This is a genomic window from Nitrospira sp. (assembly GCA_030653545.1).
GTDB lineage: Bacteria > Nitrospirota > Nitrospiria > Nitrospirales > Nitrospiraceae > Nitrospira_D.
The window spans coordinates 1-18,384 of record JAURZE010000012.1 but is presented as its reverse complement, the minus strand read 5'-3'; the positions used below and the strand labels follow the sequence as shown (position 1 = coordinate 18,384).

The window sequence follows — 18,384 nt, the reverse complement described above, 5'->3', positions numbered from 1 at the left end:
ATCCTCAACGTACCCCAGAAGGTACGCTTCCGGTTCGTGCGTCGCCTGCGGCCTTGTTGGAAGAGCGTTTTGAGCAACTGTATAGCTAGACCACATGACTACAAGACATAAGCTTCTCCCGCGAGACTATTTCAATCGTTCGACTCTTGCCGTGGCGCGGTCTCTCCTTGGCAAGTATCTCGTCCGGCTCATTGACGGGCGTGAGATCGCGGGAAAGATTATCGAAGTCGAGGCCTATGTCGGTCCACGGGATAAGGCTTGTCATGCGGCGAAAGGGAGAACGCAAAGAACCGAAGTGATGTTCGGTCCAAGCGGCATGGCCTACGTCTATCTGATCTACGGGATGTATCATTGTTTGAATGTCGTCACGGAACGGGAGGAGTTTCCTGCGGCAGTGCTGATTCGGGCGATCGAAGTTGATGGAGTGCTGATCGATGGTCCCGGGCGGCTCTGTCGGGCTTTGCGGATTGACCGGAGCTTGAATCGGATCGATCTGACGATTCAGGAATCTCTATGGTTTGAGGATCGGGGAAGCCGGATCTTGCGGCGGCAGGTGGCAGCGCTTCCGAGAATCGGCGTCGACTATGCGGGTGTGTGGGCCACGAAGCTCTGGCGGTTTCGGTTGCAAGCGGCTTTGAAGGCGGGGACGAGGCGAAACAGAGAGTAGCGTGGAAGGGGCGAAGAGCGCATGCACAAATGATGATAGGTGGAAAAGAAACGGGGCCGCCGTATTGCTACGACGACCCCGTTCCGTGACACACTAAAAGCTGGCTACTCGATTTTGCGATCGGCGCCGATCTTGGTGGCGGAGGTCACCGGAGGCGCAATCTTAATCTGTGGCCCTTGCACGTTCGGGAGACGGCCTGCGCCCTGTCCCTCGGTGATCCGGGCATTGTCGGTCTTGGTCAGATTCTGCTGGCTGTGCTTGATGGAGTCGGCAGATTTCAACAATGTGGCTTCGCCACGGGCATCGGACTGGCCTGGATCATTGGCCGTTGGTTGGCCAGTGACGGGGCTGCCGCTGTTCTTCATCGGATAGCCCTCATGCTTGGGGAGCAACGCGGGGTTGGCCGAGGCCAGCGACAACGTGAAAAGCACACCGGACAAGGTCGCAATAGTGCCGAGTACGAGCTTCATACCCTACTCCTTTGAAAATGGTGACTGGGAAAAATACGTTTAAAAACAGTAAATTTCTTAGGCCGAATCAAGTGGGGGCGATCATAGCGATGGGGGGGTATCTCTGTCAAGCGAGAAAGCGAGGCCAAGAATTATGGCGCGGGGGAACTATCCTACTGAAAAGTGTCGCCAGGTCTGAGCAACGGCCATCTGCCGACGAGGAGATGGCTGTTGCGGCCAGGAGAGGAGGCTAGGCCGTAGGTCTCCGAGCCGGTCTCCGGCCCCGCCCGCGATGGCGGAAAGCCGGTCCTCGGCTCACGCCGGGGAGGCGAATCGTCAGCGTGGTGCCTTCGCCGGGGGCGCTGGCAATGGCAATCGATCCGCCATGCTCTTCGATGATTTTCTTGACGGTTGCGAGGCCCAAGCCGGTTCCGGACCGCTTCGTCGTAAAGAACGGTTCGAAGACCTTGTCGAGAATTTCAGCCGGAATAGGGGCGCCGTCGTTCTTGATCAGGATCTGCACTTCAATACCGCGGCCGGCGCGATGCTGGGTGACTTGAATATGTAAGTGACCGCCGGGCGTCATGGCCTCGCCGGCATTCTTGAAGATACTCAGGAAGACCTGCTGGAGTTTCGCTTCATCGCCGCGCACCGGAGCGATTTGCGTCGCGTAGTCTTTCGTGACCTGAATGCGGGTGACTTCCAGATCGGTACCCACCACCACTAATGCACTCTCGAGCACTTCGGGAATGCGGCAGAGGCGCCGGTTCAGCTCAAGCGGCTTCGCGAAATCGAGAATTTCGTTCAGAATGGCTTCGACCCGGATCAAATCACGCATGGCGTTTTCGACGCGGGTTTGCGGATCAAAATCAAGAATGCCTTCGGCGGTCACTTCTTCCAGCTGGGAACGGATGGCTCCGATCGGCTCCCGGATTTCCGTGGCAAGGAAGGCGCTGAACTCTCCGATGGCTGCCTGCCGCTCCTGCTTGCGGATCACCGGCTCCAAAATCGTCGGCGCCGCATCGGGGACGACGGCGTTGTCGGATCCGGCCTCCGGCTGGGCCACCGGGGCTACGACCGGGGCTGGTGGCGCTTGGAGGAGGTCGGCGAGCTTCAGGATGATCGGTTCCAATGTGCGGGCGTCAGTGGCTTGGTAGCGCCCTGCCTCTTTTGACCCGAGCGTCAGCGTTCCGCCGACTTGCCCGCGGACAAAGAATGGAACCACGAGAGAGGAGACGAACCGTTCTTTATACAGATGCTTATGATCGAGGAAGCGCCCTTGGGTCGAGGCCAGGTCATGGTCGACACGAGGCTTCCGGTGCCTGACGGCCCAGCCGGAGGCCGAGCTATCGAGTGTGAGCCGGTGCCCGGCGCGCATGTCCTTCTTGCTGTCCTTCTCGCTCTTCTGATCGCCGGCCACGCCGAGCACTTCCATGCTGCCCGCGAGGGGATCGTAATAACAGGCCCAGGCCCGGTCATACGTCGTGTACTGGCTCGCTTCTTCCAGCACCTTGATGATTTTTTCTTCCAACTCAGGCGTGAATTGCGCGGTCGGTGCGGCAAACATTTCCGCGACCGCCGGAGCGGCCGGTGCCGGCTCGCGAGACACATAGGGGCGGCTAAGCACCACATTCATGTCGAACAGGCCTTCGCGCTCCAATGCCTTCGTGATGTCGTCGCCGGCCTGTTCAATCAGGCCTTTTTCCTTCTTGGCGAAGGTGGCATTTTCTTTTCGGGCGATAACAAGAAAACCGTAGGTGCGCTGGCGATGGCGGAGCGGCATGCCGAGGAGCGACTTGGCGCCAGGCGTAATGAGCCGCAATCGGATGGTGCGCCCGGCTTCCTGATCGTTCGGTATGGATTGGATCGCAGCCTGGGTTGAGAGCGTCCGTAAAATGGCTTGCACGTCGCGCGGGGTAAAGCCGCGGGCGGCATGGCTGACGAGCGGCCCTTGATCCTGGTGGAAGATGGCGGCGAGCGCCGAATCCGTCCCGAGTTCATTCAGGGCGGTATTCAACGTCCGTTGCAGATGGGTTTCAGCGTTCTGTTTCGATTGTGTCGCAGGCATGGTCATGGGTAGCGTTCTCGATTAAGGGATCGCATTCTAGCAACGATGGAGGGGTGATGCAATGACACGGGTATAGATAGTTCAGTCTGGATTGATAATCTTCGGAGCCCGGCGTTCGACGATGACTTGCTCAACCGGCGGCGGTTCGAGTCGGCGCATGTTCAAGAGGCTGGTGACGATGCTGATGACCAGCGCACCGCCGACGGCCGGCCAGAATCCCGACACGGTAAAATCTTTCACGAGGTAGGCGGTGAATTCCAGAAGCAGGGCATTCACCACCACGAGGAACAGTCCTAGAGACAGGACGATCAGCGGGAGCGTGAGGATCAAGAGAATCGGGCGCAGGATGAGATTCAAAAACGTCAGCACCAGGACGGCGGCCACGCCCGCGGTCAACGTCGCGGCTTCGATGCCGGGCACGATGGCTACGGCCAGAAAGACCGCAATGCCGGTCGTGATCACGCGGGTGAGCGCGGCCCGCAGCCCGCCGTGGAAGGGGGAGGCCTGCGCGAATCGGGATATCTGAATCCTCTCCATGCCGGGCGGAGCCTCTATTGCGCCGCAGGCGCCTGCGGCGGTGCCACTTTTTTCGCCGCAGAGTAATGCACTTCCGTTGCCGTCAACGTTTTTTTGTCCTTGGTCGCTTCGATCACCACACGGTCGCCGATCGCAGGGAGTTCCGTCGACGACGGATTGCCCTTGGCCTTGAAGTGGGTTTGTTTGGTCAGCGTCACCGAGACCACTTTCCCCTTGGGAGTTTTGACTTCGATGTGGGTACCGTCGATCGCCGTGACGGTGCCCAGCACATGCTGGCCCGACCCGTGGGCCCAGGCCGCGGAGGACGTGAACACGAGCGCGAAGGCCAATAGAAGGTGTCGTACCATGGTCGGTGCCAGCTCCTTATGAAAAGTATTAATGATGATGACCGGACCCTGCTGTCGTGGCAGCCGAGTCATCGCCTTGAAGAAATTTATCGAAGGCCGCTTCCTCGTCCGCCGCATGCTGGGACTTCGGATTCAGCGACTTCATCGTGTCCAGTTCATGAGGTGTGAGTTTGGGCAAATGGCGAATGAAATGTACCAGCTTCCAGCTATCTAAATCCTGCTCCGGGTCGCCTTCGCCCCAGGCCGGCATAGCGGTAAAACGAATCCCGTTATGAATCACCCAGAAGAGTTCGCCGTCCGACATGGTCTGGGTCGGTGATTCGCGCAGATCCGGCGCTTTCGGATAGACATTCTTGCCGATCGGCGTTTGGCCGCTGCCGTCGTTCGCATGGCAGGTGGCGCAGTGATCGGCAAAGTGGGCCAATCCATCCTGCACCACGTCCGGGGTGACCGGCACAGGATTCGGCTTGTTGCGGTGCTCAAGCGGAATGGCCAGGTAGCGGACTTGCCGCGCCAGTAAGACTTCAAGCGGATTGGGTTCGGCTTTGGCGCTGAATCCGGTCGTAAAAGATTGATAGCCGAACCAGCCCAACAACGCCAGTCCGCCGACAACCAGGATCAAGATCGTACCGATGAGTTTGGCTTTCATACGAGCAAGTCACTATACAAAGTCTGCCGGAGAATTGCCAACGACTACGAGGCGACAGGGCGCTGCGATGTCTCGACCAGGCGAGATGCGAGCAGGATGAGCACCGGCACATGCATGAGCAAGCCGCTCAACCCCATGAAGGACTCGCCGATCCAGAAGGTCATCGCGAGGTTGAAGACCAAGACTCCGTAGTAGAGACCGACTCCAAGCAGGAGCTTGAGCGTGGTGGCGGCCGAGGGGAAGGAATTCAGCGCGGGCAACCGGCGGTCGAGGGGAAAGTAGATGGCGAGCGAAATCAGTCCGACGACGGCCCAGCCGACGTAGTTGGCGAAGGGCACACCGAAGTGCCAGCCGGGATCAGGGTAGTAGTAGATCTTGCCGAGGAACCAGCGATCACCGCGGAGCGCGACCGGGTCGATGACCATATCGATGAAGGCGAATAGCAGCGCTGTCAGAATCCAGAGACGCCAGCTTGTGCGTGTGTTGATGTCCAGGCGCAGGGATCTCAGAGGCAGCGCGGAGGCGGCGGTGCGATCGATCGGCAGCAAGAGACAGAGCGCCACGCAATAGGCGGCGTAGAGCAGAAAACTGAACGAGATCGAATCCATGAACGGGATGTTGGAAAAATACAGTTCCTGTCCAAGCGTCGAACCGTTGTAGTGGTACCAGCCGAAGGGAATGCCGTTGCGCGTCGAGGAGTACTCGCAGATGAAGGCTGTCGCCCAGCTGATCAGCCAGAAGCGCCAGGTTCGCGGCCAGCCGATCAGTTGGATCGCGGCAAAGAGAAAGGCCGCCAGGAAGGCGAAGACGTAGGGACGAAAGAGGATAGTTTTGAAGAAGAGGGTGACGTACTCCACAGTGGCGGAGCCTCAGGCGTAATGGTGATCGCGGAACCATCGCACCGCTTTTTCGAGCGCGACTTCCGGCGGTGTTTGCGGGATCCCGAGTTCGCGGATCGCTTTGCTGCAATCGTAGTGCATCTTGTACTTGGCCATCTTCACCCCTTCCAGCGGAATGCGCGGGGGAATGCCGGTCACCCAGGAGAAGGCCAGATTCAGGTAGGCCAACGGGAGAATGAGCTCCCGCGGGAGCTTCACGGTTGGCATGTTGACGCCGGTCAAGCAACTCAAGATCTCGAAGACTTCCCGCAACATCAGATTCTTCGTGCCGAGAATATAGCGTTCGCCGATTCGACCTTTCTGCATGGCGAGGAGATGGCCGGCGGCGACATCATCCACATCGACGATGTTCATGCCCGTCTCAATATAGGCCGGCATGCGGCCTTTCATGAACTCGACAATCATCTGCCCGGTGGGGGTGGGTTTCACGTCGCCTTCGCCGACGGGCGCGCTGGGATTCACGATCACCACCGGCAGCCCCTGTTGGGCCAGCTTCAGGACTTCCTGCTCGGCCAGATACTTTGAGCGCTTGTAGTGGCCGGCCATTTGTTCGAGCGACACCGGCGTGTCTTCGGTGCCCAACCCGCCTCCCGGCGGCAGCCCGATTGCGCCGATGGTGCTGCAGTAGACGATGCGTTCCGTACCGACGTCCCGCGCGGCTTCCAGCAGATTTTTCGTGCCGGTCACATTCACATCGTAGAAGATGGCCGGATTGCGAGCCCAGAGCGCGTAGTGCGCGGCGACATGGTACAGCTGCTGGCAGCCGATGAGGGCCTTGCGCAGCGATTCCTTGTCGCGCAGGTCGCCGTAGGCGCCGTCGATCTTAAATTGCTGCAGATTGGAGAAGTCGCTGTCACGGCGGGCCAACACACGGACCTCGACTCCGGCTTTGATCAAAGCGCGGACGACTGCCGCGCCGACGAATCCGGTTGCGCCTGTGACAAGAGCTTTCATAAGAAGTGCTGAGGGCCGAGTGCTGAGTGCTGAGTGATGGCGAACAGAGTGTTCGGGTATGACCGTGGGATGAGTAGCGGGAATCTTGGTTTTACCTCAGCACTCATCGCTCAGCACTCAGGACTAGTTTTTTCGCGAGGTGATATACCGCGCAATCTCGCGGAGCGGATCGGCCGAAGGGCCGAAGGATGACAGCCGATTGATCGCGCGTGAGACGCAGTCGTCGGCCAGTTTCTTGGCGCCATCCACCCCGTAGAACGTCGGATAGGTTTTCTTGCCCCGCTCGGCATCCGTGTTGGGGTTCTTGCCGAGCTCTTCGCGGGTGCCGGTCACGTTCAGGACATCGTCGGCGATCTGGAAGGCCAGGCCGATATCCTCGGCGTAGCCCGTCATGTCATCCAGCTGCCGATCGGTCGCCCCGGCGGCGATGGCACCCATCCGCACGGCTGCGCGCATCAACATGCCGGTCTTGTGTTTGTGAATATTCTGCAGCGTCGGCAGGTCGATATCCTTGTTCTCGGCTTGAATGTCGAAGACCTGGCCGCCGACCATGCCAACGTTGCCGGAGCCGTGGGCCAGTTCCTGAATCAAGCGGACCTGCCGCATCGGATCGCAGCCCTTCATCAGATCAGGCCGGCTGCAGAGATCGAAGGCCATGGTCAGCAGGGCGTCGCCGGCGAGGATCGCCATCGCTTCGCCGTAGACTTTGTGATTGGTCGGTTTCCCGCGGCGGAAGTCGTCGTTGTCCATCGAGGGCAGATCATCGTGAATCAGCGAATAGGTATGGATGAACTCCAGCGAGCAGGCGACGGCCATCAGTCCCGGCGGCGTCGTGCCCAGCGCCTCCGCCGTGGCAATCGTCAGAATCGGCCGCACTCGCTTGCCGCCCGCCATGAGGCTATAGCGCATGCTCTCGTGCAACGTCGTCGGCGGCGTCGTGGCCGGGGGGCTCACGTCATCCAGAAAGCGATCCACCGCGATCCGCTTCTGCTCAAGATAATCTTTGATATTCATGGGGATAAAAAGGGGTTGGTCCAGACCGGTTCTGAGTTTTTTCGGAGAGTAACAAAAGGCCTGGGGGGTGTCAAACGGGGGGGAAGGGTCGGTGCTCGTGATTGTTTCCTCGCTCCCTGAGCGCGCACGCGGGATAATCGAATACTGAAATCAAGGGCGGTGCTCGCTCAATGGGCGCGGTGGAAACAATCACGAACGCCGATCCAGGAGAGCAGGAAAGAAGGGAGAAGCGGCAGAAGCCACGCGTCTTGGGTATTGAGGTCTTCCGAGCGACCGTGTTGCAGGTGAGTCATCGCTTGTTTTTCGTCTGAGCGCTTCGCTATACTCCCCCTACTATGAGTATCAGAAAAGGCGGCGGAGATTGGGAGCCGATGTTGCTGGGGATTGAACCCCGGAACTGTAAGGTGTGCAACGAAGGGCTCTATCGGAACAAAACCTTCTTCACCGGCGGCTGGTCCCGTTGCGCTGTTTGCGATGAGTTTGTCCACTACAGCTGTCTCGCCAGCGGCAAGGTCTCGTTTCTGAAAGCCCGTCCGCGTGTCTGCAAGGCCTGCCGCGCGGCTCAAGAGGGCACCCCCTCTCCTTCGGCGAAGAAGGACGAGACTCCGGTTGCCGTCGGGTCGTGACCTCCAATTCTCCGTCGAATCAAGCTCCATCCCGCACCGACTGGCACGCCTATTTTTCTGAAGCGATCCGGCTGGCGCTGGCCCCGCTGGTCCTGCTCTTCGCGGGATTTTTTACGTCCAATTTCATCATCAGTGGTCAGTACACCTGGCCGCGGACGAGCCGCACGCTGGCGCTGACGCTGACGATCGTTATTCTCTCCTACGAGTTTGTCTACAAAGAACAGCTCGCGCGCCAGGCCTCACCGGAGCGGGCGAAATCCGTGCTGTTTTATTCCTGCGTGATCCCCTATCTGGTCGGTATTCTTGTGATGTTCGCCTTGTGGAAGCTGTAGCAGGCGTGCCTGTGAAAGGGTAGACAATGGCCCAGGTCATTCGAAGCGGCGCCTTTCTGCAACAATGTTGGTCGGTCCATCCGTTATGCCTGACGGTAAAACGGATTGCCGACGATCGCACAGTGGTGCTGCTGTGTAGTTCCTGCCGGTCCGCGCATCATTTGCAGTGTAACTCTGTCGTGGCTCAGGCGTCGGCCGAGCAGAGCCAGAGCGATGCTTCGGTTTCCCCTGTGGTCGGTGAGTCTGAGGGGCTGACGCAGTTGGCGAGCTGTATTGCCGGCCATCGCCCCGCGTTGTCGCTGCGTGAGATGGATGTCTTTGAAGACCGGGTGCTGATCCGTTGTGCCGATTGCCGATGCCACTACGATCTAGCGGTCGCGCAGTTTGAAATGCGGCAGAAATAACCCATCACCATTCACCTGCTCCGCCGTGATCGCTACGCATGACGCTCCCGCTCGCTTTGACCGATGAAGAGGCCGCTCTGGTGGCGGATGCGCAATTCTTTCGCAAGAAAGAGCGGATCTCGGCCAAGGTGCGGGCTCAGCTCGATGCGACCTTCGCGGGACTGACGGAAGAGTTCGGCCATGCCAGCTTGGTGGTGCCGTCAGGGTTCAAGCCTCATGCGCATCAGTTTGTCAAAGGCGAACAGCTCGAATTCTTTCCCTACCAGTATCTCGACTATCCCAAACATTTCGATGGGGGCAACAAGTTTACCTATCGGACGCTGTTCTGGTGGGGCCATCATCTGGCCTGCGCGTTGATTCTCGAAGGGGACGGCATCAAACAGTACAAGAAACACATCGTTGATCGGTTTCATCAGCTGGCCGGGCAGGAATTGGAACTGTCGCTGGCCCCGACCTTGTGGGAGTGGAAGCGGGGGGAAGGCTATACCCTGCCGATCACGCACGATCGCAAGGCGCAGATCGCGTCGGTGCTGGCCGAGCGTCGATTCATCAAGATTGTGCGGTTTGTGCCGATGACCGATTCCCGGCTGCAAGCGGGTTTGCTCCCTGACCTGAGTCGGGAAACCTTTCGGTCGATGTTGCCGATTCTCACGGCCTGACGGTCGGTGTCCTGGGAATTGTCTCTGAATGCCAACTTGGGTAGACTGGGCCAGTGTCGGCGCACTATTTGTTTAGCGTGAGGAGGCGTCTGTGAAATCAATGATGCTGCGGCAGGTGATGGGAGTGGGTCTGGTCGGAGTCATGGCGGTGATGGCCGGATGTGTGGGGAAGGGAGAGACGCGCTATCTCGACGTCAGGACGCCGACGGCCGCGGCTCCATCTCCTGAACAAGAGCCGGTCAGAATTGTGATTGAGCCGTTTGAAGATCGCCGTGATGACAAGACGCGGGTGGGACAGCGGACACATCTCTGGGGCGGCACAACGGTATTCAATGTGGCGGGAGAACGTCCGGGAGAAGTGATCGCCCAGGCCCTGGCGGATCGTCTGAAGAATCGCGGCTGGCGGGGCCGCCCCTGGAAAGTGCAAGTCGGCCGGAGTACGGATGCCCCGGATGCCGACATTATTATCAGTGGCCAGGTCTCTGAATTCTCGGCCACGGCCAAGAGCCGGGTGTTTTCGACGGTGATTAACGCCAGCAACAAGTTCAGTATTCAGGCGCGCAATGTCGGGGATAGCAGCACGACGATTCGAAGCGTCGAGGGCGCACAACGGACCACGGTCTTCTGGTTTGCCGAGGAAGATGTGCAGGAACTGCTGGCGGCGACTCTGAAGGACGGCATCGACCGGTTTATTGCAGATACGATGGTCTCAGAGCGGGCATTGCGACCAGCCCACTAGCGGGATGCTGAAAACGTCCGCCAGCGGCGTTCTCGCATCGTTCAGACCCTCAACGTACCAAGCCGACTGGAGGAAAGGTACCTCTCCGCTCGCATGTGATCGAAGCGAGCGGTTCAAGCGAAGCGTGGTATGTACCTCCTCGGGCCTTCACTCGCTGCGGCCTTGTTCGCGGAATGGCGCGTCTCGGCGCGCCGGGGTTGGGTGGGTGAGAACCGGGGACATTTTGAGCATCCCGCGTATTCGCGGGATGACAGGAGGGATTCGGAAGAGTGCGTGAGCGGCGCTGGGAAACAACGACACCGCTGACGTTCAACCAGATCCTGGCGGTCGGGGAACGGCTGGCCGCATTGGGTCTCAAACCGGCGGTGCCCGCGCAGGATGTGATCTGCTACGTCGAGGAATGGACCGTGTCCGCACCCGACGAATTCGATCAGCTCGATCCCTGGGCTACGGAAGACGTGACGCTCGTGCATGTGCGCGAGGGGTGGCGGGGGGACTTCTTCCTGCTGGCCGGCGCCTACCATACGGCTTTTCAACGCTATCAGGACGTCGGCACCTATTGTTCGGTGAGCCATCCCTGGCGCATTCGCGAGTCGTTGCGGCGACACGAGCCACGCAGCATGTTCTGGCTCGGGTTCCGGCATGCCCATTCCTTCCTGCGCATCCGCCTGCAGACGACGGAGGTGATTACGCCGGGGGAAACGCGCGCGGACAGCGAACGCGCGGAATGGCTGGATGAACGGCGGGCCGCTTTTCTCGATGCCATCACCATTCTGGAACTGCCCATCGAAACGCTGATCGAGAAGGAGCAAGTCATCTTGCGTCCGGCCGATCCGACGACACCCTTCTTCTGTTCCTGGCCTGACGCCTTCGGGCCCTGCCAGTTTGAGTACAACACGACCGACTCTTTTGAGTTCCTGGTGCCGGCCAGCAAGCTGGCGGCGACGTTTGCGCAGGAACCGGCTGGCGTGCGGGCCTATCTGACGGGATTCTCTGAAGAGGCGCTGGCCGATTTCGCGGCTATTGAGCCGGGCGCCCGTTTTGCCTATCGCTGTTCAGTCCACTGTCCCTTGGATGAGTTGCCGGAAGTGTTGGAAGCGATCCAGCCAGCCGGTCGTTTGTATGCCACGCTCTGTGAGTTTCAAACGCAGGCGGTGTTGCCAGAAGGAGACGATGCCTCGGCGATCATCGGCATTGTCGGATTAAACGGGCAGTTCCAGATCGAGGCGCGGCTGAATCGGGCTCCGCTCAAAGAAGAGGCCATGGGGCCATGGTTGGAGCGGCTGATCGGGCATCCGGTGAGCTATGCTCCGCTCCCTGCCTTCGTTTAGCGGACGACTGAAAACGACCCCCAACTTCGTTCTCGGATCGAAATAATCCTCAACGTACCCCAGAGGGTACGCCTCCGGTTATTTCTCTCCTGCGGCCTCGTTGGATGATCGTTTTGAGTCGTCCGTTTTCTCGCAAAGTTTGACAATCCTATGTAGATGCGAAACGGTAGGCGGCATGTCTGCGACGCAGAGCATTATGACGATTCTCACCAAGCCCTTTATGCCGGCGGTTTTTTTTCTGTCCGGTGTGACGTACGACACCCTGACGCTCACGCGCATCGACCGGCTGCAAGACAATCTCTTGTTGCTGATCTATCTATTGCTCTTGGGCGTCCTCGTTGTGCTGACCGGCCGGTTAGGGATTGAGCCGCCGCCGGAGCGGGAGCAATTGGCCGCGCTCTCGCCCTTTACACGGTGGGTGCTGCGCGCCAGGCCCTATTACCCGATAGCGGTGCAGTTTCTGTTGGGCGGGTTGTTCAGCGCTTACGCGATCTTCTATTCCCGTAGCGCCACGCTGACGAGCAGCGCGATCTTCTTCGCCCTGTTGATCCTGCTGCTGGTCGGAAACGAGTTTCTGCGCGACCGGCTCTCCAGCCTGCGGCTTTTAGTCAGCCTCTATGCGTTAGTCTGCTTCGCGTTTTTCACCTTCTTTCTTCCGGTCATGACCGGTCTGATGAACGCGGCCATATTTCTCGCGGGTGCCGGATTGACGGCGGTGGTCACCTTTCGGGTCGTGCATTTGATTTATCGCAACAATCCGGATCGCTCCAAACGTGAAGCGGTCGGTGTGACGGCTCCGGCCTTCGGGCTTATTGCGCTGCTGGTGGGGTTTTATTTCCTGAACTGGATTCCGCCGGTGCCGCTCTCGATGAAGTTCGGCGGCATTTATCGCGAAGTGCAGCGGCAGGGGGATCATTTTCTCCTGACCTACGATCGGAAATGGTACGAAGTCTGGAAACGCTCCGAGAATCCCTTCCCCGCCGATGAGCCGATCTACTGCTTCACGGCCGTCTTTGCCCCGGTGGCGCTGGATACGACGGTCTACCACCATTGGTACTTCCGTCCGAACAGCAGCAAGCCCTTCACCCATGCCGACAAGATTCCCATCAAGATCTCCGGCGGCCGCGAAGGCGGCTATCGGGCTTACACCTTTAAACAGCGACTCGATCCCGGCGACTGGCGCGTGGACGTCGAAACAGAAGACGGCCGCATCGTCGGACGGGTGTCGGTCCGGGTCGAGCAGCGGAGTGATCAACCGACTGCGTTGAGGACTCTTTCGTACTGATGAAGTGCCTGAGCGGAATCGAGTTACTGGAAGAACGGGGCGGAGAAGGCCGACAGGCTCAGAAGGGCGATCGAGTCGTCTTTAACGCGCGGATCTTTCTGAACCAGGGCGATGAAGTCCCGCTCAACGATAGTCAGGCCAAGCAGCTTCCCAAAGAAATGAGCCGAGTCGTCGACGGCGTCACGCTCATCGACCACACGATCGTACTCGGCCAGCGCCAGGCCATCGCCGGGATCGAACACGCCCTAGTAGATATGAAAGCCGGCGGCTATCGTAAAGTCCGCATCAGCCCCCACCTGGCCTATCGGGACAAAGGAATTCCGGATCTGGTTCCCGCCGATGCGGTATTGGTGGTGGAGATCTGGCTGCGAGAGATTGTCTTAAGATGAACCTCCCCCTCGGTGCGAGTACTCGGCGCTTCATGTGCTTCCTGTTTCTCCGCCTCGACTTTTTTCTCCATTCTGTTTAGGCTCTGCCTGCTGTATTTCTTCTTGCGTAATCGAGGCAGTACTGCGGCACGATCGCCTACGATCGTGTTGCAGATACCGTGTTTATCATGAGGGGACTCTGATGCCTTTCTATCGCGCGATAGACAATCGAACTCCCGTGGGTCGCCGAACAGCGGACGGCCTGCTCCGTCTCAAGAAGGCGTTGGATTCAACTGTGCCGGCGAAGACGCTCGATCAGACGTTGCTCTTGGCAAGTTGGAATATCCGGGAGTTCGGCGGCAACAAGTCCGATGGACGGGATAAAGAGGCGCTCTTTTATCTGGCGGAGATCATCTCGCGGTTTGATTTGATTGCGATTCAGGAAGTGCGCGACGATCTCGACGCATTGGACGGCTTGATGGGGATTCTCGGAGGCTGGTGGAAATTCCTGGTGTCCGACGTGACACTCGGCGTGCAGGGAAATAGCGAGCGGCATGCCTATATTTACGATACGCGGAAGCTGGCGTTCGGCGGATTGGCCGGCGAGTTGGTCCCGCCCATGAAGAAAGACGGGGACACGTTGGTGTCGGATTTTGCCTTCTCACGGACGCCCTATCTGGCCGGGTTTCGTGCGGGCTGGTTCAAATTTACGATTTGCACGCAGCATTTGTATTACGGGGATGCGAAACCGGACGATCCGCAGCGTCAGAAAGAATCCGAGGTCGTGGTGAAGCTGCTGAAGGCTCGTATGAAGTCAAAGGATCGATGGGCCAACAACGCCGTCCTGCTGGGAGACTTCAACGTTTTCAGCACCAACGATGCCACATTCAAAGCGATCGAGAAGGCGGACTTCGAGATCCCCGCAGGGTTGAAAGGAAAGTACACGAACGCCAATCTGGATAAACCGTTCGATCAGATGGCTTTTCTGGCTCCGGACATCAAAAGCCAGGTGAGCGTCGCCAAGGCCGGCGTGTTTCCATTTTTCGACCAGGTGTATCGCAACGACGATCAGGCCACGTACCTGCCGGACAAGGATGCCAAGACCTATCGCGAGTGGCGGACCTATAAGATGTCCGATCATCTGCCGATCTGGGTCGAGTTGGGGGTAGATTTCGGCGCGGACTATCTGAAACGAAAAGCTAAGCCGCCAGTGCCGTGATTGCATCAATGGCTCAAGCGGGGTGCTCTCTGTCGGATATGAGATATGATCGCCGAAGGGAAATCAGCTGATATGGCAACCAGAAGCCTGACCTGTCCCTCCAGCCCTAACTGCGTGTCTACCCAAGCCCAGGACGAAGGCCATGCCATCGCGCCGTTTCGTTACCGCAAGTCGAAGGCTGAGGCCAAGGAGTCGCTCAAGGCCATGGTTCAGGCCATGCCACGCACCAGGCTCGTCGAGGAAGACGAGTCCTACCTGCACTACGAATTCACCAGCCTGCTGCTCAGGTTTGTCGATGATGTGGAGTTTCTCTTCGACGACGAGACCAAGACCGTCCACTTCCGCTCTGCCTCACGCACCGGCTACGGCGATCTCGGCGTGAACCGGAAGCGGATGGAAGAGATCCGGTCTCTCCTCGGCGACAAGCTCTAGCACTATTCGGTAATTTCCTTGGGCGTTGTCCGGCCTCTTGCTATGCTTTCACGGCAGGAGGGCGAATGCTATGGGATTCAAACGAAAAGGGTCACGTGTCGAGGTGAGCCGTGCCGGCCGCTTGCAGCGAGGGTCGCTCTCGGTGCCGTGTAAGGTGGTAGATGTCAGCGAGACCGGCGTCAAAATTGAGAGCCGTCTCTTTGTGAAGAGCGGCGATACGCTCCAGTTGGTGCTCGATCTTGAGCAGGGCCGAACGCTGACCTGTGGATTACAGGTCGTCCATGTGCGGTCCCCGAAATTTGGCGCGACGATCACCGCGATCAGCTTGGAGGATCGTGAGCGACTGGCCCATATCCTCGACGATCATGTGCAGAATAGTTTTTCCCGCCGCTAGAGCATGACCCCTATAACGTGCGGCAGCTCGTTGTGGGGGTGAGTTCCGTTTCGGATAATTCCAGCTTCGAGAGATAGGCCCAGCCCATCAGGTAGCCCAGGTGCCGGTAGGCCTCGAATTCTTCCAGCTCATACCACTGAAACACCGTGCTCGTCTGGGGAAACTCCTTGCCTTCAGGCGCCTCGACGATCTTTGTCACCTTCTTGATGGCCAGTTGCGCCCGTTCGCGGGCCTGGGCGTCGCTGATCATTGAGAGCAGCCGGTTCCCGTCCAGATGGGTCGGATTCGTCGGGGGGCTCGCGAGCGGCGCTTCGGCCAACGGACGGCCGCTCTCCGGATCGGCGCTGACGAAGATCTTCCCAGGCGCGGCCAATGACGGGTTCTTTTTGAAGAGGGTCGAGTTGTACGCATAGGGCTTCAGGTAGTGGATGACGGTCGGGGTACCGTCAGGCCGCAGGACCCAGAAGCGCCGGTACCAGACGATCTCATGTTGTTCCGGGATTTCTCCGCACCACTGTGCCCCCTCGCCGAAATAGCTTTTGATTCTGGCCTGGAGATGGTGGAGGTAGTCGTATTGCCAGGTGGTGTCGAGCGTGGCGTCGCCGACGATGATGTGACTGACCTGGCGGCGGAGTAAGGTCTGTGTGCCGAGATTGTCGTAAAACGAGCCGTCGGTGATCTCGATCCACCGGCTTTTCGTATCGGGCCAGATCCGCTGGATGGTCATCATCAGGAAATAGTCCCAGACAGTGGTGACGGGGGTATTGAACCGGCGGGCGTAGTTCCAGGTCTGAAATTCGTTATTGATGTTAAATGGCGCGGTGCCGAACCGGAAGAGCAGGCGCGCGACATCGTTCCGGTACCATTCTTCGACCAGGCTATCCAGATCCAGCCCCGCGCCGGAGGCGGTCATGGCCTGGGACAAGCGCACGCAGGCGTCCGCCCTGATCCGTTCCGGTCTCGGCTTGTGGCAGGTGCCTTCGGTCAGATCCTCCACCACGACTTTTCGCGGATTGAACCAGGCCGGTTTGCCATCCTCGGTCTGGGCTTCGACTACGGGCAGGCCGAACCCGGCGCTCTGGATATAGCCGAGGCCGTCGGAGCCGGTGTAGTCGCGCGTAAACTCGAAATTGTAATTGTCGCGGTAGGGACGGTTCGACTCGCCTTCATAGGCGCGTGGCCGGCCGCGGTTGACCAGATTGCCGTTGATGATCAGATACGGCGCGTCGGCGTCTTTGCGATTGAGCCGGACGAGCGGAGTCTCGTGCTTCCCGCGCAGGTAGGTGAGCTGAATTCGGTCTTCGTAGGGGGTGAAGAGGTGGAGTTCGTTGCCGATCTCCGGCGGGGTTTTAATGTGGAGAATCAAATCCCACATGTAATAGGGGATCAGTCGCCACATATAGCCCCACATGAGCTTTGGCCCTTCCCAGAAGCCGCCTTCCTTGATAAAGCCGGAATGATGCCGCAAATGGGCGACGAAATCGTTGTGTGGGTCGAGGAGCTTGCCCTGGTCCATCGTCTGGACGAGATTGCCGTAGACATCGTCCTGTTCCTGGCCCAGATGAGCCAGCATCCAGCCTGCCACATAGGATCCGCCTGACACGGTGCTCAGGTAGTCGATCTTGGGCAATCGCTGCATGTCGTGGAGCGATTGCAACAGGCCCAGATGGAAGGTGGCCGAGCGAATGCCGCCGCCGGAGAAAGCCAGGCCGGTCAGGTGCGGGGGCACCTGCAGGACCATCGGGACATGATCGGCGACGCCGTTGGACTCGCCGCTGGCCACGGTGTTCCGCCGTTGTTCGATATAGGCGTACTCCTCCTGGTAATCCTGGACGAGGGTTCCGGGTTGATAGGTGAAGGCCCGCTGGCGGATGTCATAGGTCTTGGTCGGAACGGTTTGGCAGGCGGAGAGTGCGGCCAGCAGAAGCAGGCCCGCGCTCGACAGGCAGAGATCGCGCGATGATCGCCTGAGGTCCATCACAGGCGGCACTCTAGCGGAATCCCGGAAGTGAAGAAAGAGGGCGCGAGTGATTCCACTTAAGCTTTGGAGCGGAGCAACCGAGAGGGGGTTAGTGTTTGACCGGAGGGAGCTTCGGGCCCAGTCGGGTCGTGTGTTGGAAGACGCACTTTGGGCAGGTGTAGTGGACGAATTGCGCGCCGCCGACCAGGCGTTTCTTCATCGACACCTTGCACCAGGTGCAGAGTCGGTCCGGGAGCGTCGCTGCGGATACGGTCGGAGTCGATGGGTTGCTCATAGTGGGGCGCATTGTCACCGAGGGGTGTGAACCTTGTCAACCGACTTGGAGCGCACCGGGTGGCCCGAGCTAAAAAAAAGTTTTCGCGTTGCGTCTCACTGAAAAAACTTCATGGTATAGTGCAAAAAAATGTGCTGCGCGCGTGCCTCTTTACTCTTTAACAGAAAGGTCTCGACCCATGAGCATCTCGGCTGGATCCGAGTCGTCAATCTTACCAACGAACACCCCTGTCGCCGCTTCGCTACCTGTCCAGGACATGGTAGGACCCGGCAAGGCATGGGGCCTTTGCACCGCCGTCGATCTCCAAGATTGCAATCCCGACCTCATCCGTGATGCTGACCACATCAAGCGCTACGTCGTTGAGCTGTGCGAGCTCATCGGGATGAAGCGTTTTGGCGAGTGCCAGGTCGTGAATTTCGGCGAAGGTCGTGTGGCCGGCTACTCCATGGTGCAGCTGATCTCGACGTCGTTGATCGGCGGCCATTTTGCCAACGACACCAACAACGCCTATCTCGATATTTTCAGCTGCAAGGGGTATGACCCGGCCGTCGTCGAATCCTTTTCGAAGGAATTCTTCGGCGCGCGCCGAAGTATGGCGACGGTCACGCTTCGTTACTAGTGTGGTGTCTCAATCATGGCTTTACAATGCTTGATCTTCTTCAGAATGTCGTCGACGGTTTTGGTCCACACGAACGGCTTGGGGTTCTTGTTATTGAGCCGAATGAACTCGTCGATCGCCGCAACCAACTCCGGCAC

23 protein-coding genes are annotated in these 18,384 nt (G+C 58.9%); 13 read left to right on the top strand and 10 right to left on the bottom strand.

The window, feature by feature from the left end; all coding sequences use genetic code 11:
* The first annotated feature begins 94 nt into the window (after positions 1 to 94).
* Positions 95 to 667: a DNA-3-methyladenine glycosylase gene (locus Q7U39_03815; protein ID MDO9117058.1), complete on the top strand. Its 573-nt coding sequence runs from the start codon at positions 95 to 97 to the stop codon at positions 665 to 667.
* A gap of 104 nt (positions 668 to 771) precedes the next feature.
* Here the strand turns inward: Q7U39_03815 and Q7U39_03810 are convergent, their stop codons facing one another.
* The 8 genes from Q7U39_03810 to Q7U39_03775 form a co-directional block, all read right to left on the bottom strand.
* A complete protein-coding gene (locus tag Q7U39_03810; GenBank protein ID MDO9117057.1) occupies positions 772 to 1,137 on the bottom strand; it encodes a hypothetical protein in 366 nt (121 codons plus the stop codon).
* A 229-nt stretch (positions 1,138 to 1,366) separates the two neighbouring features.
* Positions 1,367 to 3,190, bottom strand: coding sequence for an ATP-binding protein (locus tag Q7U39_03805; GenBank protein ID MDO9117056.1), 1,824 nt, complete (start codon positions 3,188 to 3,190; stop codon positions 1,367 to 1,369).
* Between the two features lie 75 nt (positions 3,191 to 3,265).
* The gene (locus Q7U39_03800) at positions 3,266 to 3,721 is read right to left on the bottom strand and encodes a phage holin family protein (GenBank protein ID MDO9117055.1); all 456 of its coding nucleotides are present in this window, start codon (positions 3,719 to 3,721) and stop codon (positions 3,266 to 3,268) included.
* Positions 3,722 to 3,735: 14 nt separating this feature from the next.
* Positions 3,736 to 4,068: a DUF5666 domain-containing protein gene (locus Q7U39_03795; protein ID MDO9117054.1), complete on the bottom strand. Its 333-nt coding sequence runs from the start codon at positions 4,066 to 4,068 to the stop codon at positions 3,736 to 3,738.
* 28 nt (positions 4,069 to 4,096) lie between these two features.
* Positions 4,097 to 4,717, bottom strand: a complete 621-nt coding sequence (locus tag Q7U39_03790; protein ID MDO9117053.1) for a cytochrome c — start codon at positions 4,715 to 4,717, stop codon at positions 4,097 to 4,099.
* A 44-nt stretch (positions 4,718 to 4,761) separates the two neighbouring features.
* A complete protein-coding gene (locus Q7U39_03785) occupies positions 4,762 to 5,574 on the bottom strand; it encodes a carotenoid biosynthesis protein (protein ID MDO9117052.1) in 813 nt (270 codons plus the stop codon).
* A gap of 12 nt (positions 5,575 to 5,586) precedes the next feature.
* Positions 5,587 to 6,570, bottom strand: coding sequence for an NAD-dependent epimerase/dehydratase family protein (locus Q7U39_03780; protein ID MDO9117051.1), 984 nt, complete (start codon positions 6,568 to 6,570; stop codon positions 5,587 to 5,589).
* Between the two features lie 123 nt (positions 6,571 to 6,693).
* Entirely contained in the window at positions 6,694 to 7,584 is an 891-nt protein-coding gene (locus tag Q7U39_03775; protein ID MDO9117050.1) for a polyprenyl synthetase family protein, read from the bottom strand.
* A gap of 335 nt (positions 7,585 to 7,919) precedes the next feature.
* Between Q7U39_03775 and Q7U39_03770 the strand changes: the two genes are divergently transcribed.
* From Q7U39_03770 to Q7U39_03720, 11 genes are all read left to right on the top strand, one after another.
* Positions 7,920 to 8,210 carry a hypothetical protein gene (locus Q7U39_03770; GenBank protein ID MDO9117049.1) on the top strand — a complete coding sequence of 97 codons (291 nt, stop codon included), beginning with the start codon at positions 7,920 to 7,922 and terminating at the stop codon, positions 8,208 to 8,210.
* Positions 8,207 to 8,542 (top strand): hypothetical protein, encoded by a 336-nt coding sequence (locus Q7U39_03765; protein MDO9117048.1) that lies wholly within the window; start codon positions 8,207 to 8,209, stop codon positions 8,540 to 8,542. The genes Q7U39_03770 and Q7U39_03765 overlap by 4 nt, the downstream gene beginning before the upstream one ends.
* A 26-nt stretch (positions 8,543 to 8,568) precedes the next feature.
* Positions 8,569 to 8,946 (top strand): hypothetical protein, encoded by a 378-nt coding sequence (locus tag Q7U39_03760; GenBank protein ID MDO9117047.1) that lies wholly within the window; start codon positions 8,569 to 8,571, stop codon positions 8,944 to 8,946.
* Between the two features lie 38 nt (positions 8,947 to 8,984).
* Positions 8,985 to 9,605: a hypothetical protein gene (locus Q7U39_03755; GenBank protein MDO9117046.1), complete on the top strand. Its 621-nt coding sequence runs from the start codon at positions 8,985 to 8,987 to the stop codon at positions 9,603 to 9,605.
* Between the two features lie 91 nt (positions 9,606 to 9,696).
* A complete protein-coding gene (locus Q7U39_03750) occupies positions 9,697 to 10,344 on the top strand; it encodes a hypothetical protein (protein ID MDO9117045.1) in 648 nt (215 codons plus the stop codon).
* A gap of 269 nt (positions 10,345 to 10,613) precedes the next feature.
* Complete coding sequence (locus tag Q7U39_03745; GenBank protein ID MDO9117044.1) at positions 10,614 to 11,675, top strand: hypothetical protein; 1,062 nt, start codon at positions 10,614 to 10,616, stop codon at positions 11,673 to 11,675.
* Positions 11,676 to 11,850: 175 nt separating this feature from the next.
* Positions 11,851 to 12,960: a DUF2914 domain-containing protein gene (locus tag Q7U39_03740; GenBank protein MDO9117043.1), complete on the top strand. Its 1,110-nt coding sequence runs from the start codon at positions 11,851 to 11,853 to the stop codon at positions 12,958 to 12,960.
* The gene (locus tag Q7U39_03735) at positions 12,960 to 13,349 is read left to right on the top strand and encodes an FKBP-type peptidyl-prolyl cis-trans isomerase (protein MDO9117042.1); all 390 of its coding nucleotides are present in this window, start codon (positions 12,960 to 12,962) and stop codon (positions 13,347 to 13,349) included. The genes Q7U39_03740 and Q7U39_03735 overlap by 1 nt, the downstream gene beginning before the upstream one ends.
* 181 nt (positions 13,350 to 13,530) lie before the next feature.
* Positions 13,531 to 14,547 (top strand): endonuclease/exonuclease/phosphatase family protein, encoded by a 1,017-nt coding sequence (locus Q7U39_03730; GenBank protein ID MDO9117041.1) that lies wholly within the window; start codon positions 13,531 to 13,533, stop codon positions 14,545 to 14,547.
* A 72-nt stretch (positions 14,548 to 14,619) separates the two neighbouring features.
* Positions 14,620 to 14,979: a DUF1499 domain-containing protein gene (locus Q7U39_03725; GenBank protein ID MDO9117040.1), complete on the top strand. Its 360-nt coding sequence runs from the start codon at positions 14,620 to 14,622 to the stop codon at positions 14,977 to 14,979.
* Between the two features lie 70 nt (positions 14,980 to 15,049).
* Positions 15,050 to 15,373: a PilZ domain-containing protein gene (locus Q7U39_03720; protein MDO9117039.1), complete on the top strand. Its 324-nt coding sequence runs from the start codon at positions 15,050 to 15,052 to the stop codon at positions 15,371 to 15,373.
* A gap of 10 nt (positions 15,374 to 15,383) precedes the next feature.
* On the opposite strand, the gene Q7U39_03715 is transcribed toward Q7U39_03720, so the two are convergent.
* Entirely contained in the window at positions 15,384 to 17,363 is a 1,980-nt protein-coding gene (locus tag Q7U39_03715; protein ID MDO9117038.1) for a patatin-like phospholipase family protein, read from the bottom strand.
* Positions 17,364 to 17,442: 79 nt separating this feature from the next.
* The gene (locus Q7U39_03710) at positions 17,443 to 17,628 is read right to left on the bottom strand and encodes a hypothetical protein (protein MDO9117037.1); all 186 of its coding nucleotides are present in this window, start codon (positions 17,626 to 17,628) and stop codon (positions 17,443 to 17,445) included.
* Between the two features lie 178 nt (positions 17,629 to 17,806).
* On the opposite strand from Q7U39_03710, the gene Q7U39_03705 reads away from it, so the two are divergent.
* Positions 17,807 to 18,247: an S-adenosylmethionine decarboxylase gene (locus Q7U39_03705; GenBank protein ID MDO9117036.1), complete on the top strand. Its 441-nt coding sequence runs from the start codon at positions 17,807 to 17,809 to the stop codon at positions 18,245 to 18,247.
* The last annotated feature ends 137 nt before the right edge of the window (positions 18,248 to 18,384 follow it).